Raw genomic sequence first — 14,589 nt, 5'->3', positions numbered from 1 at the left:
AAACCCAAAGGACATCGTTACTTCATGCAGATTGCCGAAAGTAGCTCACTACCTGCAGACTCCTTGCATTATGCGAAACCCAATAAACAGTTTTGGACGCTGCAGACGGGTGCATGGCTTGGTTATTGTGTCGTTGTTTTTCTAGCAATTATTCACCCTCAATTTGAGCAGGAGAACTTCAACTTCAGTGGGCAGTTGCTCAATTTGGGCATCGAAACACTCAGCGGCTTTGTTTTATCATGTTTGCAGTGGTTCATGCTCAGAAAAATCGTACACTTGCCGCTCCGACTCACCTTATTCTTTAGCTTTGCTCTAGCCGCCATTCTGGGCTGTATATTTAATGTCATCAAGTTAGCGTCTTATAAATCAATTATTCATAATCAAGTATGGTATCAAGAGCTGGATATGCTTGAGTTTGGTGGTTGGTTGTTATTTTCCGTCGCGACAATGTATGTGTTCACTGCCATCTTCTTCATCATGTTATATAACAATCGCCTGCAAACCGAGCATGAGATGCTTTTACGAGCGCAGACCTCAGCAAAAGAAGCTCAACTTGAGATGTTGCGCTACCAGCTTAATCCGCACTTTATGTTCAACACGCTTAACGCGCTTTCAACGCTGATTTACAAGCAAGAAAATGACAAAGCAAATGAAATGCTAGATAAACTCTGCTCCTTTTTTCGCTATTCATTGATCTCAATGAATGATCAAGAGAGTAACCTAAAAGAAGAGCTGGAATTGCTTGAGCTGTATTTATCTATTGAAAAAGTGCGATTTGAAAGTCGGTTAAACGTTGCTTTCCAAATCGATGACGACGCCAGAGATGCAAAAGTACCGAGTTTATTTCTGCAACCTATTGTAGAAAATGCAATAAAATTTGGCGTTGAGGGCAGAAAGTCCCCAGGCAATATTGTGATAAGTGTACAAAAAGAAAAAGAGCTCTTGGTGATTGAAGTAATAGATGATGGCCCAGAGAATAAACTAGATATATCAAAAGGATTTGGTATTGGATTAAAAAATACCCAAGAGCGTCTGAATACCATGTTCAATACAAAATGCCACGTGAGCGTTAATGAAGAGGCGAATACGGGCACTAAAGTGCGTATCAGCCTACCTTTTGTAAAAAGTGATGCAAATGACTGAATATTCGATTAGCGCGATTATTGTTGATGACGAACCCCTTGCCATTGAGGGCTTGAAACTCCGCTTACAACAAATTCCAGAGGTAAAAGTAATTGCTGAGGCGGAAGAGGGCGATACAGCCATCGCACTATGCCAAGAGCTCGAGCCAGATGTTTTATTTATTGATTTACAACTTCCCGGCATTAATGGTTTGGAGGTTGTGCAGGCTATTCAAGCTGATGTAATGCCTTTGGTTGTGTTTGTGAGTGCGCATAGCGACTATGCGGTAGATGCATTCGAACTGAATGCCATTGACTATATTTTGAAGCCAGCTAATCTTGGCAGGCTACAACAAACCATAGAACGAATTAAGGAACGCTTGTCGCCGGTTGATCGCGAAGAAGAAAAATTCAAGCTCATGGAAGCCTTGGGGAAAACATCAGGTTTGCCTATTTCAGAACTTGAAGATTGGTTGGCAACCGATGCCCCCTTACCAACCGCCTTGAACCAAGAATTGGTAATTAAAAATTCAGACAACCAACGTGTATTTGTGCCCATGTATGAAATTAATTGGATAGATGCCGCCGGTGACTATATGTGCGTGCATACCTCTAGCGAGAATTATATTGTGCGCATCACCATGAAAAAATTAACCAGCCAACTTGATGAGAGGATCTTTCAGCGCATCCATAAATCTACAGTAGTTAATATTCATCGCATTAAGGGTATAGAGCGCTTACGTAACAATCAAAGCATTGTTGACTTAGGCGACAACGTAAAACTTAAAGTCAGTCGGAATTACAACTCTGCTATACAAAATATTCTCGATAACAGAGCTACACTCTAGTTAGATGAGTCATCATTTGCGTGTCTTGTAGCAATATCACGTAGTGCCAAAACCTGATTAATTTGACGTTTTTTTCTACTATTCGATGAATGTTAATTGTTGATAATATAAAAGCAAGCATTGCGATTATGATTACAGGAGTACGTAATGAGCACGCATCTACCAAAAGTAGACCATACTCAATTTGACAGAGAAAAATGGAAAGTATGGCACAAAAACCATCCGCTAATTATACACTGGCGATTAAACCCCGGGCTGGCTTTTAATGAATTGATATTAGGCCAGCGTAATCCAGAAGTGATGCTGATTGATAAGCATTCTGACAAAGCGGAATGTGACTCTACTTTCGTCCCTTGCCCGCATTGCGGCGAATTAAACAGTTCAAAGCTATATGCCCATGATAATGCCTTTAAAAACTGGGCCGGACTATATTGTGGCAGTTGCGATAAACAAATACCCACTGTGCTAAACCTATTCAGCTTTCTAGCTTTAATTATCACATTCCCACTCTTCATTTGCTTTACTATGTTTTACAAAGAAAAGGTGAAGACGGCCAGTATTAAACGTACAAAAAAGCTTAGAGAGCAGTATACGAATAATACTTTACCCACAGCCGAAGACACCAGTTTTACAAAGCTAGGTTTTCAGTTTGGACTATATTTCTTTGGTGCCATGTGCGTTTCTAGCTTGTTTCTCTCAGACAGCATGACTGATTTTGAACTGCGTGATATGGGAGTTTTAGCCATTTGTTCTTGTTTCGCAGGGTTACTTTTTGGTGTTTTAATGAAATTTATGGTGGGTAGAAAACCCAAGCGTACATGATAATGTTTGATGCTTGGTGATATCGAAAAAATAATCGGTATTGTTGTTTCTGGAACTTTCAACATCATCAACTGCGTCAGAGCCTAGAAAAATTAATTTTACTCAAACCTTAGACTTTCGCTTAGAAACTTTGTTTATCGAATAGTCTCATCACCTCTTTGAACGATCGTTTCTCTTTTCACAAAAATACAACTATCACTTTGCAAAGTCGTGGTCGCAAGGGTTGTTGTTTACATACTGATATTGATTGAAACTTCCAACATTTCTGTACGTTATCGGGACATTTGAGTAAAACCGCCCAGTCACTGAATCATAATATCGTGCCTGCATATAAACAAATACAGCACTATTTACTCAATATCAATATTATCGATTACAAGTTTTCTGCAAAGCCTCGTAAAACATCAGCAGAAATAACTAGTCCACAACTCTCAAGCGTATCAATATACTGTGCTATTGATTCAGCCATCGTATCGCGCTCTATCTGGAAAAAGCAGGACTGATCCAACGCGACCTGCAAAATGCCTATCTGGATTTACCGATTGATGATGAGGACAGTTTGTTGGCATTACAGGCTGCATCAGTGAACTATCGCATTTCAGTTGGTCCCGATGTAGGTAAAAAAGTATTCAGTCTACAAACACTACCAGCCAAAGATCTTGAAAACTATGGACAACTAGCAAAGATAGCGGGATTTAGCCTACATGCTGGGGTTTTCGCCGATACCCATCAATCAGATAAACTCGAGCGCCTTTGCAGATACATCGCAAGACCTGCGGTTAGCGAAAAACGCTTAAGCCTAACCTCCACTGGCAACGTCAGGTATGAACTCAAGACGCCCTATACCGATGGGACCACTCACGTATTTTTTTCACCGACTGACTTCGTAGGCAAGCTCGCTGCGCTGGTTCCCCCGCCCAGACTCAATCTTACCCGTTTTTATGGAGTATTCGCCTCCAATGCGAATGTGCGTGCACAAGTGACGGCTTCACAACGCGGTAAAAATAGTCCTCACTTAGCAGAACATCTGAACGATTCAAATAAGCCCTACCACGCGCGAAGCATGTCGTGGGCGCAGAGACTTAAACGCGTATTCAACATCGATATCACCCAGTGCGAAGTGTGTGAAAAACGTAACGTAAAAATCATTGCTTGCATTACCGAACGGGCTGTTATCCGTAAGATTTTGACATGTTTAGATAAGCGAAATAGCTCTGACGCAAGTCAAGATGCGCCGACCCCGCCCCTTCGTGCTTCACCGAACACTGATGCATTGAGCGATTTCACCATCCAACGTGACTTTGACTTTGGCGCTTAATTCCCCTTAAATCAATATGCCTAGACACTCCATTGTTAGGCACGGCACCGGTCGTCTGTTGATTAAAAACCTGCACCAAAATGCAGCCATAAAGCAAATATATTGACCAAAACGTTGATTGAATTTGCTGACACTACACTCAGTCAGGCGGCTCTCAAATCAAACAGGTCACCTGGCATTGTGGCTAGTACATGGCTTTAATTCGTCTTATACTTATAGGAGAATACTATGCCTAGTAAAATTAATATCAAAAAAGGCTTTTAAACTTTTCTTAAACGCAAACATGCCAAGGCAAGTAAGAACATAGTGAAAACAGATGGGGTAGGCACATTGGTTTGCGAAACTGTAATCCCAAAATAAGACACATGAGAAATTTCGCCGCCTTGTGTTTTCAGATTCATCGGGCTTGCAAGGTCGTTTAAGTCAACGACACCCCAATTGAATTCTGCGTTGTTTTCAAAGATGGCCCAGGCCCGAGTATTTTTTACGATGAAATACTGCGCTGTGGAATTAGCAAATAATTCAAACGCAATTACATCTGTTGTGTTTGTGCTTTGATACGAAAGGTCTTCGGTTTTATTGAAAAAGCTCAAATTATAGTTATTGGTAACCGACTGTAGCCATGCTAACTCGGTATTTGGATTACTGTTTTGTAAGTTTGTGTTTTGTCCAATAAAGGTATCGATATCGCCAACGTTATTCGAACCAACTTGAATAAGACTAGCATTGGCTTGGAAGCACACTCCTAGAATTGCAACAAAAGAAACCAATAAACCTCTCATAAAATATCCTCTTTACGTAAGCGTTTTATTTAATCGTTCGAATCTTTGTTCAAAATTAAGCACATTGTGCGCCAAAATTAAATATTAAATTATTTTATATACTTAAGCGGTTAAGAGATTTCTTTACAGATCAAACTGTAAAAAAAATTGACAGTGACTTGTCTCTCGGTTTTGCAAATTTATCGCTTGCGTAATTGGGAATTAGTTTTTCATAAACTCTTTCCATTCCAGGTCTGAATTCTAGCTGTTTAAGTAAATCGTAATTTCCAGCTCTTAGAACTACAGCTTTTATAACGCTCTCTCACCTTTTTAGCGCTAACATGGTTTGTATCCCACCTCGACTATGTCCATACATTCCAATAGCGTCCGTGTGCATTTTTGAGATAGCGAAGCTTGAGATGGTGCAGGAGGTGGTTTGAATCCCGTTTCTGCACCTAGAACTATTGCCTTCTTTTCTGCAATACTTGGTTTCTTGCTCGTTCGAAGGGCAAGATTGAAAAAGAAGTCATAAAGTCTTTACAGTTTATAGATTCGAAATAATAAGCCCGATGTGCTCTGGTATTTACTTCGATGACTATTTCCGTAAATTATGTTTGGTGTTTAGCGGATATTGTAAGGAGGTGATCATATGTCGAGTGTTTTGAAAAATGTGGACGGTAGACCGCTAGCCGTTTGTGCTGAACGAAAGCCAAAGCCATTAGCATAGGTATAGCTGCTCGGAGCACCATTGGCATGATATTGTGCATTGCTAACATGACCACTAACTGAGCGAGCTTCGCCAAAGGCATTTGGTGCAAAAGAAACTGTATGCCCACTTGGATACGTTGTTTTATCCAGATACCCCATACCATTATACATGTGGTCAAGCAGAAACGTTTTACCATCAACCGTAAGCCTCTCATCTTCCAACCCGTTGATGGTGTTGTGCGAATACGTCCAAACAACACTGCCCGCTTGATTGCGCGTCAAATTTCCATTTTTATCGTAAGTGAATGACCTATCCGGCGTGCCGTCGCCAAAACTCAGGTCCGTTAGCTGATTAATATTATTATACTCGTAGTTGTTTTTTCGAGCACTACTAACCGAGTAATCACAAGTGCTTGTGCTTGCATTACCGAACCGGCTGTTATCCGTAAGATTTTGACATGTTTAGATAAGCGAAATAGCTCTGACGCAAGTCAAGATGCGCCGACCCCGCCCCTTCGTGCTTCACCGAACACTGATGCATTGAGCGATTTCACCATCCAACGTGACTTTGACTTTGGCGCTTAATTCCCCTTAAATCAATATGCCTAGACACTCCATTGTTAGGCACGTCACCGGTCGTCTGTTGATTAAAAACCTGCACCAAAATGCAGCCATAAAGCAAATATATTGACCAAAACGTTGATTGAATTTGCTGACACTACACTCAGTCAGGCGGCTCTCAAATCAAACAGGTCACCTGGCATTGTGGCTAGTACATGGCTTTAATTCGTCTTATACTTATAAAAGGAGGCTAGTCTTCAATGATTAAAGTAAAGAAGGCACTGATAATATTTTTGCCTATTGTTGCCACAATAGGGTTTGCGAAACTGTATGTTTCGCAAACCCATTATTTTTCTTTTACAAACTTAAGTAATCATAGCAATGGATTAATTAGATCTATTTCTAGTTCTTTTGTCCAACAAAAACTAAACAGGGTGAGTTTAGAGGAAAAGAAAAACTTATTTTTGGAAATGCTTTTTCCTTCTGCTCTTGGTTTACGTGTAGAGTGGAGACTATCTTCAGAAACTATTAATGTATTTTGTGATTCAATTCTAGCTGAAAGCAAGAGCGAAAAAGAATATATTTTATACAATATTGCGCATACTGCATCTTTATATAACAATTTGGAAGTACTGAGATTTCTAAACCAATTTGGTGATATAAAACATGTGTTTTTAGAGTTTGAAAAACCAAAAGGTAAGGAATCTTACGAAAAATTAAATCAAGAGAGTAGAAATATCATCGCTAACGGTGATGTTGGCATATTAAGCTGTCACAACTAAATCTTGCTAGAGAATCCTAGTTCAAAACTTTCATTTATTCCTCTTTAAATAGAAGTAAATAATTATTGAGGATACAAGCATATAGATATAAAGGTTTTTAGTGTCGTTATCCATTACTAGAGAAAATATACCAAGAATCAAAACTTTGTTACGGCTACTCTCTCCGATTTCGATTAGATATGGTGAACATATAATTCCATAAATGGCAGATTGGAATGCAATTGTAACTATCCCCTAAAATAATACAGCCTACTCGTAGAATTTCTTATAAAATAAATTTAAGGAGTTTTACGATGACAAAACGCATGACTGAAAGCCAAATTGTGGCGATTTTGAAAGAAGCTGAAGCAGGCATGCCTGCAAAAGATTTATGCCGTAAATACGGTATTGCGAGTTCAACTTTTTACAAGTGGAAGGAAAAGTATGGCGGTATGGAAGCCTCTGATGTTAAACGTTTGAAAGAGAGGGCAGACAGCGTGTCTGATTTTGAGCTGCGTGATATAGGAGTTTTAGCCATTTGTTCTTGTTTCGCAGGGTTACTTTTTGGTGTTTTGATGAAATTTATGGTGGGTAGAAAACCCAAGCAAAGTGGGTAGAATTTTAATCTTAAGCAAAAAACCAGTGCGATACTTTATATGCAGCTACTTTACTCTCGTGTGCTCGTTTCGTTTTTTCATCATTTACCCAAGCGTACATGATAATGTTTGATGCTTGGTGATATCGAAAAAATAATCGGTATTGTTGTTTCTGGAACTTTCAACATCATCAACTGCGTCAGAGCCTAGAAAAAATTAATTTTACTCAAACCTTAGACTTTCGCTTAGAAACTTTGTTTATCGAATAGTTGTTGCCAATAAAAAAACCAATAGCTAACGATGGTAAAGCGGTTGTTAAATCGAATGTTTTTATATCAAATGGCGATATACCAAACAAATTATTTACGACAACCAAAGCAATTATAGAAAATAAAAAGAAGACAAGTCGTAATCTAAAAAAGAACGTAGACATATATACGAAAGACATAAAAATACTAGTCAATAAAATTGCCGCAACTATCATTCCCATTGTTACCACAAAAATCAATATACACCTCTCTTAAAATAGTTGCCTTGAACACTTCAGTTGTGATTCTGTAAACACTAAAGTGCCTATTTACAGGAGCCTGTAACAGATTCTGTGTAACTGCCATTAGTTAATGTGTCTTTCGAGGCGATCCCCGAACTCGATGATAAACCGACTCATCGCTTTGCGCCAGTTGTGAATTGGCATCGTCCATTTTTTCGATGCTTCAGTGGCAGCCAAGTAGACCATTTTCTTGGCTGAATCATCGCTTGGGACTACTTCCGTTTTTTGATAGCCTTGCGAATAACGCTGTTTAGAGATTCAATTGCGTTGGTAGTATAAATTGCTGTGCGTATGTCTTCAGGATACGTAAATAGCGTGTTTAGATTTTGCCAATGTGTATTCCATGACTTCGCGATTTGAGGATAGTGGTCTGGCTCCTGAAATCACAACACCAAGTCTTAGGGCAGACGGATTTAAGCGCGGCCATTCAATATTGTTTAAACCAATGGGAAAAACTAGAGCGATATATACACTTGATGGACGTTTGAGCATAGACAATAATCGCGCGGAGCGCGCGATAAAACCCTTCGTGATGGGCAGGCGAGCGTGGTTGTTCTCACAAAATGCGAAAGGAGCCAAAGCTAGCGCGGTACTGTATTCAATCATCGAGTCGGCTAAAGCGAACGGGCTTGTGCCCTACGATTATCTAAACCACTTGTTCGAGCAATTTAGCTACGCCGAGCCAAACATAGAGCAATTACTGCCTTGGAATGTTCATTTAGGTAACGGTCTCTAGGCGACGCTTACAATCGTCAAGCAATTTATTGCTTAACTGATCGGCATTACCGCGAGTGCGAGGCTTTAGATTCAAATCACTACCAACTTAGGCCCACTTATGACTCACCTAGTCTGTTAGATGTACTGCCAAGTCTTTTACTTATTAATACTAAAAGGCAGACAATTAATATTACTGGAAAAAAGGCATAAACCCACAGAGTAAAAGTAGTGTTTAATACGTGGATAGCGAATTGATAACCAGTATCACCTAATCCTAGCACTACTACCATGAGCTTCATCAATACTAAGATAAATGTAAAGCTCAACGAAATTAATACGTGTGGCTTTAATCTCACAAGATTGATTTGGCTGCTCAATTTATTTTTTGTAAAAACTTCATTTTTAACAGCCAAAGCAAATAAAATCAGAATTACTGCTAAACACAAAAGCTCTGACCAAGGAGTGAAAACATAAAACTCTTTATAAAACCCAAAAAAATGGTTCAATGCAGAAAATGTAAAACCGCAAGCAATGCATGTTATAGCTAACAGCTTAAATACATTCAACTTATAACTACTTGATGAAATTAACGTCAAATATAACACCACAGTTGATATAGCCATATATAAAAGCCGATCTAACTCTAATCCGCTATGAAAGTAATAAGAATAGCCAACAATAGATAGTAATATCGCCACTGAAATTGCAATTGCTAAATGAAGTAACTTAATCATTGGCAGCTCCCACCTTCACCAACTGTACAAATTTTTTGACTAGTCGTACCTTGGTCAGTAGTAGTTTGTATAGAAAATTCATTGGTTTGTGAATTAAACTGCAAACTAGATGAGTCACCTAGAACATTTAAATTCCCATAATTGGATAAAGTTTCGCTAAATCCAAGCTTCCCTAGAGTTCCTTTACGATCAACACTTGATTCTGATGTGGAGGTATTATTTAAAACTCCAATAACGCCTGCAAACTCTTTGTTGATTAGACAAGTAATACAACCTAACGAAACTGTCCCTTGGTGTAATCTAATTTGGTTTCGTCCACCATCTGTAGCGTCATCACCAAAGCTACTATCGTTAGCTTCAAGTCTAAATGCTTGGGCACCTGCCATAGTACCTGATCTTGATAAAATGGAATAGCTTCCAGAAGGTACTGGACCATCTGTTTGACTAGAGTTGAGACCTTGCTTCCCTGAAAAGAAGTTTGTCGAATAAGCATACGCTCCAGTATCGTTATCTCGGATTAAGAAAGCACCATTACTTCCTGAATAATATGCTGTCGCTTCACGGCCATCGGGATCTACATACTTATACGGATTATTATTGGCATAAGCATATCGATTGAAATTGTGAACATTTTTAAACCCAACCGGATCATTTGAGTAAAAACGACCGATAACTGGATCATAGTATCGTGCTTGCATATAAACAAGCCCCGTCTCACTATCACTCACATGCCCAGTATATCCTTGGTCATCCTTATTGCCGTCAGGATTATCTAAAGTTTCACCAAACGGCGTATAACGCTCTTTCCAAACAATTGCCCCTGTTTGGCTAGTTTCTGCCACCGGACTGCCTAAGTGGTCTACATGCACATACCGAGGTATGCCATCTTCCAGTCTGATACTGCCCGTGTTTGAGCCGCCAAGTTGAATATAATCGGTCTTCTTATTTTCACTTATGTTGTGTCGATGCAGTAGAGTACCACCCTGACTATAAATAGAATAAGTGGTTTTTGTGCTACTATTACTGCTTACCACTTGTTTTACGCGGCGTTTATGACCGTCGTATAGGTAGTTAGATACCCCGGAGTTGTGTGTCATTCGAGTAGGTTGGTCTGACGCATCGTAAATAAAGTTCACTCTACCTGAATTAAGGGTGTTTCCGCGCGTGTCGTATTGATAAGTAGCATTAAATGAGGCCGAGGTGGCGGTGGGCACGCCGGTGCCGGTGCTGCTGGCCGATGATACTCTATTTAAGCTATTATAGTTTATATTGACCGTGCGCGAACCTAGACGTTTTTGACGAATATTACCCAGTGCATCGTACTCAAACGAGGCATTACCGAAGGGCCCGGTTGCCGACGTTAAACGGCTGAGGCCATCGTAGACAAAAGTGCGCGTATTAGCGCTGCTTAAACTGTCGATAATACTCTTCAGGTTGCCGCGTCTATCGTAATGATGGGTGTAATTAACGGCGCTAGGTTTTGAGGCATGGCTGGTCCACAACTGCTTTGGTAGCAGGCGTGCATCTAGACTTTGTTGCAGTGTATGCCCATTGCCGTATCGCATCTGCGACCATGCACCATTGACGTGATAAGCCATATTGTTGGCATACACTTGGCCATTAGACGCAACGCTGAGTACTTGGCCTAAACCATTGAGGCTATAATCAATTTTACGTCTTGAGGGCAGGGTGACTGATGTCATTTGCATGCTTTTGTTGTAGGTATAGTCAGTTTGCCATGTGTACCCGTCTAGTTTTAAGCTTTCTTGTTTGAGATTGTACATGTCATCGTAAACATACGTCCAATCCGCCCCTTCTCTATTTAGGTTAGTGACGTTACCCATCGGACTATAGGCATAAGTTGTATCGGGTGTGGCAGGGTCAGCATAATCGAGCAAAGTTAAACGATTAAGATTGTCATAGTACGACGTGACGGCAGTATTGCCGGTAGGAGTGCCGCAGCCATTTAAGGCGGGCAGCCCCTTGGCAGTGGTTTTAATGTGTCCTGTGTCATAATAGGTATAAGCAGTGTCACCGGTTTCAGGTGTGCGGTGACGGCAAAGTCGCATGGCGTTGTCGTAAAAATAATATTGGGTTTGGTCGACCGTGCGATTGTGTTGTGTACCATGTTGACGAAGGGTGAGCATGTTGCCCCATATGGCATAAGTCATTTGTGTGGTAACGTTGTGTGGGCTAACAATTTTGATCACTTTGCCATCTTCAGGGCTGCCATAGCCTGAGTAAAAGGTGCTTGTCACATAATTATCAGCATCGGTGGTGCGAGTGACGTTACCCGCTAAGTAAGCGCTAAGGGTTTGAGCATAAGGTGCCATGTTATCGCGGGTTTTAGTGACCCTTCCGAGACCATCGTAATAAGTGTAAGACCCCAACGTCGGATTTGGAACAGTGGCGGGTTGTGAGGCAAAATATGTGCGACCCAAGGGGTCATAAGTAGTTTTGACATAGCTGGTTTTGCCACCGCCATATGTGGCTTCATTTTTGATTAATATGGGGCGCAGTAACTGGTCATGGGTGGTGGTGGTTTGACTTGGTCCAGTGGTGCTAACTTGCGTAAGCCCTGCACCCAAATTGCTATATGAAATGTGAGTATCATGCCATGGACTTGGCAGGTTGATATCGCTAAGTCGCCCCGCTACGTCGTATTGATACCCAATGGTCAAGCCTTCACTATCGGTTTGTGAGGTCATTTGACCAAACGCATCTATGGTGCGCATAACCGTGCGATTGTCGGCGCGCCTGACAAGTTGTGGCGTGCCGCTTTGGTAATTAGTGTAGTATGTTTTATTTTCCTCAGCGTCTTTAGCTGAGGCGAGTGTCCCATCACTATGGTAGGTATTGGTCAATGTCCTAGTGTTAAAGCGGTTTAGCCATGTATGGTTACCCCTTGAGTCATAACCATAATGCTCGAATTCTTTACTGTTTAAAATGGAGCGCTCGGGTAGAGCAAGCTTCCATATGGACTTGATATGTTTATAGGTACGTTGAGCGATTCTTTTGGGCGCTTGCAAAGTGGAGAACTGCTCAATTTTTATAGGCTTACCATATGAATACAAAGGTGACGTTAAATCGGTATTGTAGGTGTTAATGGTTTTATAGGTATGCCCACCTTGTATAATATGCACCTCAGACAATAAATCGGCTCGAATATCACCATGTTCAGGGTGAAGCCAGCGAAAGGTATCTCCCATAATGGGGCCATGTATGTACTTGTAGTATTCGGTACGCAGTAAACCTGAGTCCTCATATGTCCATGTGTATTTGGCTTGGCCTTCTCCTGCGCCACTACTATAAAACTCTTGTATGGTGCGCCTGTTCATAGGGTCGGTGATAGTAACTCTTTTACCGTTGTATGCATAACGCCAAGTGCTGGTAGGAATATCAGTCGCACTGATGGTTTTATCTGTAACACTTACTGTTTCATATACTCGATGCCAGCCACTGTTGTAGGCCCAGCCTGCACTTGTGGGGTCGTATGCGCATCGGCTGTTTACCGAGGTACCGCCCAGCCGCGAAGGAGCGACTCTGACAGTTTCAGCCAAACCAAACTCGGCTTTTGCGCCATCAGGATGGGTGAGTGAAACGCTAAAATCAGATAGGTTACAGGCTTGGCCGGGCATTGCTTCCCAATATAAACGTTGAAGGTCAAAGGTCCATGAGCGACCGTCAGGCAAGGTGACTTCTTTGAGGACAGCGGGACGCACAGCCGAGGCTGCATGATAATCGTATTGCCATGTGCGACCATGAGCAACGACCCTATCAATATTATTGTTTACGTAAAAAAGATCTATTTTTCGCCCATCGTTTGATTCAATTTGAGTAAGCTGCCCATTATCGGTATAGCGATACTTGACCCAATTGCCGTTGACATCTGTGACTTCGGTAGCCAGCATCGTCGCGTGACTCATTCCTGTCACACTATAAATAGCCGTAGGGGACCCTATTGCCATGCCTTTAGGGTATACTTTTTTGTAAGGTGCTTGTCTGTACACAAGTTTGTCGAATTTCCATCTATCGCCATTCGGGGCAATGGCAATAAAGCCTTCCCCGCCATCTGAAATGTTAGCTATACATTCGAACTTCCAATGATTTTTAGTGACTTTTTTAGGTGAGCCATGCCATATACCACCTCGAGGAGTGTCGAGTATTTCTTGGCTTCCTTGACCAGGAATAGACAAATGCGTGCCATCCGCGTAGGTGTCCTCATCGTAAAACCACTCTGGCACAATGGTGTATGAATTCCAATTGGTATTGCCTAGAAGTAAAGCACCGCTAGGCGTAACCCATCGGGAAGGGCGTTGGTAATAGTGATATCCAGCATCTTTCCTCGAGCAACGGTCAGCGCGCCAATTGGGTGCTGCTCGCCCAAACTGAGTGATAATAATGCCTATTTTTTTAATGTTTGCAAAACCACTGCTATTGAACAAAACCGGTTGCGCTACTTTGCGGTGAATGCGCGGCACGTCTAACTCCCAATCACCAAAGCCCCTTGATTGCTGCGGGTGATAGGTTGTTGCTTGACTAACGCTACGCCTAACGGCGACTTCTAGATGTGAGTTACCAGGCAGCGATACATCAATATGTGAAAAAGATAAACCACCAGTATAGGGGTCGATATTGTCACCAAAAATACCAAAATCATGAGCGCGTAAACTGGCATCGGCGGCTACCGCGTCAGATGATTTAGCAATAATGGCGGCCTCTGCCATGCTGGGTTGGTCAAAATCAAAATCGCCAAAGCCGCCGAAACTGGCGGTCATTGGTTCAAGCAGTTCCTTTTTTAGCGGCTCTGTAATTTCCTCTTCAGCTTCTTTAGCGCCTTTATCGGGGGATTTTTCGCTCGTATCTTCAGCGGGGTCTTCAGTGACTTGGCCTGTGAGCGTTGATTTGCTACTAGGCTTTGATAATTCTGAGGCGTATGCGCTTGTTGCACAGACACTAGTGATAAATAAAAATACTATTAATGCTTGATTCATCGCTATTCCTTGATTTTTTAATACTTTAACATCCATTTTGTGTGAAAAATAAGCGAACGCCCCGCTTCTGTCAAACAATTAATGTCAGCGTAATCCCG

The 14,589-nt window shown here is 41.4% G+C and carries 10 protein-coding genes and 4 pseudogenes; 7 read left to right on the top strand and 7 right to left on the bottom strand.

Annotation, left to right across the window (positions count from 1 at the left end):
• The first annotated feature begins 24 nt into the window (after positions 1-24).
• The 3 genes from ISG33_RS12635 to ISG33_RS12625 all read left to right on the top strand — a co-directional run bounded on the left by ISG33_RS12635 (position 25) and on the right by ISG33_RS12625 (position 2,791).
• Complete coding sequence (locus ISG33_RS12635) at positions 25-1,143, top strand: sensor histidine kinase (RefSeq protein ID WP_195733977.1); 1,119 nt, start codon at positions 25-27, stop codon at positions 1,141-1,143.
• Positions 1,136-1,969 carry a LytR/AlgR family response regulator transcription factor gene (locus tag ISG33_RS12630; RefSeq protein ID WP_229333582.1) on the top strand — a complete coding sequence of 278 codons (834 nt, stop codon included), beginning with the start codon at positions 1,136-1,138 and terminating at the stop codon, positions 1,967-1,969. Before ISG33_RS12635 ends, ISG33_RS12630 begins: the two co-directional genes overlap by 8 nt.
• Positions 1,970-2,116: 147 nt before the next feature.
• Positions 2,117-2,791: a hypothetical protein gene (locus ISG33_RS12625; protein WP_195733975.1), complete on the top strand. Its 675-nt coding sequence runs from the start codon at positions 2,117-2,119 to the stop codon at positions 2,789-2,791.
• 195 nt (positions 2,792-2,986) lie between these two features.
• On the opposite strand, the gene ISG33_RS12620 is transcribed toward ISG33_RS12625, so the two are convergent.
• The gene (locus ISG33_RS12620) at positions 2,987-3,121 is read right to left on the bottom strand and encodes an RHS repeat-associated core domain-containing protein (protein WP_195733974.1); all 135 of its coding nucleotides are present in this window, start codon (positions 3,119-3,121) and stop codon (positions 2,987-2,989) included.
• 229 nt (positions 3,122-3,350) lie between these two features.
• Between ISG33_RS12620 and ISG33_RS12610 the strand changes: the two genes are divergently transcribed.
• Complete coding sequence (locus ISG33_RS12610) at positions 3,351-4,109, top strand: transposase (protein ID WP_370545322.1); 759 nt, start codon at positions 3,351-3,353, stop codon at positions 4,107-4,109.
• A 260-nt stretch (positions 4,110-4,369) separates the two neighbouring features.
• On the opposite strand, the gene ISG33_RS12605 is transcribed toward ISG33_RS12610, so the two are convergent.
• Positions 4,370-4,891 (bottom strand): hypothetical protein, encoded by a 522-nt coding sequence (locus ISG33_RS12605; RefSeq protein WP_195733973.1) that lies wholly within the window; start codon positions 4,889-4,891, stop codon positions 4,370-4,372.
• 624 nt (positions 4,892-5,515) lie between these two features.
• Positions 5,516-5,860, bottom strand: coding sequence for a hypothetical protein (locus tag ISG33_RS12600; RefSeq protein ID WP_195733972.1), 345 nt, complete (start codon positions 5,858-5,860; stop codon positions 5,516-5,518).
• A 539-nt stretch (positions 5,861-6,399) separates the two neighbouring features.
• Here ISG33_RS12600 and ISG33_RS12595 point away from each other — a divergent pair.
• Together ISG33_RS12595 and ISG33_RS17310 are read left to right on the top strand one after the other, a co-directional pair.
• The gene (locus tag ISG33_RS12595; RefSeq protein ID WP_195733971.1) at positions 6,400-6,921 is read left to right on the top strand and encodes a hypothetical protein; all 522 of its coding nucleotides are present in this window, start codon (positions 6,400-6,402) and stop codon (positions 6,919-6,921) included.
• A 293-nt stretch (positions 6,922-7,214) separates the two neighbouring features.
• Positions 7,215-7,394: pseudogene (locus ISG33_RS17310) on the top strand (transposase); the annotation flags it as partial.
• A gap of 133 nt (positions 7,395-7,527) precedes the next feature.
• On the opposite strand, the pseudogene ISG33_RS12585 reads toward ISG33_RS17310, so the two are convergent.
• Both ISG33_RS12585 and ISG33_RS12580 read right to left on the bottom strand, forming a co-directional pair.
• Positions 7,528-7,656, bottom strand: a pseudogene (locus ISG33_RS12585) (type II toxin-antitoxin system YhaV family toxin); the annotation flags it as partial.
• Between the two features lie 453 nt (positions 7,657-8,109).
• A pseudogene (locus tag ISG33_RS12580) lies at positions 8,110-8,411 on the bottom strand (transposase); the annotation flags it as partial.
• Between the two features lie 27 nt (positions 8,412-8,438).
• Between ISG33_RS12580 and ISG33_RS12575 the strand changes: the two are divergent.
• A pseudogene (locus ISG33_RS12575) lies at positions 8,439-8,782 on the top strand (IS66 family transposase); the annotation flags it as partial.
• 97 nt (positions 8,783-8,879) lie between these two features.
• Here ISG33_RS12575 and ISG33_RS12570 read toward each other — a convergent pair.
• Entirely contained in the window at positions 8,880-9,497 is a 618-nt protein-coding gene (locus ISG33_RS12570; protein ID WP_195733968.1) for a hypothetical protein, read from the bottom strand.
• A complete protein-coding gene (locus ISG33_RS12565; RefSeq protein ID WP_195733967.1) occupies positions 9,494-14,491 on the bottom strand; it encodes an RHS repeat domain-containing protein in 4,998 nt (1,665 codons plus the stop codon). Before ISG33_RS12565 ends, ISG33_RS12570 begins: the two co-directional genes overlap by 4 nt.
• Positions 14,492-14,589: the final 98 nt, after the last annotated feature.

This window comes from Marinibium conchae (genome assembly GCF_015595035.1).
Taxonomy (GTDB): domain Bacteria; phylum Pseudomonadota; class Gammaproteobacteria; order Enterobacterales; family Alteromonadaceae; genus Glaciecola.
The sequence above is the reverse complement of the archived record's forward strand: the minus strand, read 5'-3'. Positions and strand labels throughout refer to the sequence as shown.

Excerpts from the sequence above, each read along its gene's own strand:
- ISG33_RS12565 (WP_195733967.1), bottom strand. The coding sequence starts at position 14,491 with ATGAATCAAGCATTAATAGTATTTTTATTTATCACTAGTGTCTGTGCA.
- ISG33_RS12625 (WP_195733975.1), top strand. The coding sequence starts at position 2,117 with ATGAGCACGCATCTACCAAAAGTAGACCATACTCAATTTGACAGAGAA.
- ISG33_RS12605 (WP_195733973.1), bottom strand. The coding sequence starts at position 4,891 with ATGAGAGGTTTATTGGTTTCTTTTGTTGCAATTCTAGGAGTGTGCTTC.
- ISG33_RS12570 (WP_195733968.1), bottom strand. The coding sequence starts at position 9,497 with ATGATTAAGTTACTTCATTTAGCAATTGCAATTTCAGTGGCGATATTA.
- ISG33_RS12630 (WP_229333582.1), top strand. The coding sequence starts at position 1,136 with ATGACTGAATATTCGATTAGCGCGATTATTGTTGATGACGAACCCCTT.
- ISG33_RS12620 (WP_195733974.1), bottom strand. The coding sequence starts at position 3,121 with ATGCAGGCACGATATTATGATTCAGTGACTGGGCGGTTTTACTCAAAT.
- ISG33_RS12595 (WP_195733971.1), top strand. The coding sequence starts at position 6,400 with ATGATTAAAGTAAAGAAGGCACTGATAATATTTTTGCCTATTGTTGCC.
- ISG33_RS12635 (WP_195733977.1), top strand. The coding sequence starts at position 25 with ATGCAGATTGCCGAAAGTAGCTCACTACCTGCAGACTCCTTGCATTAT.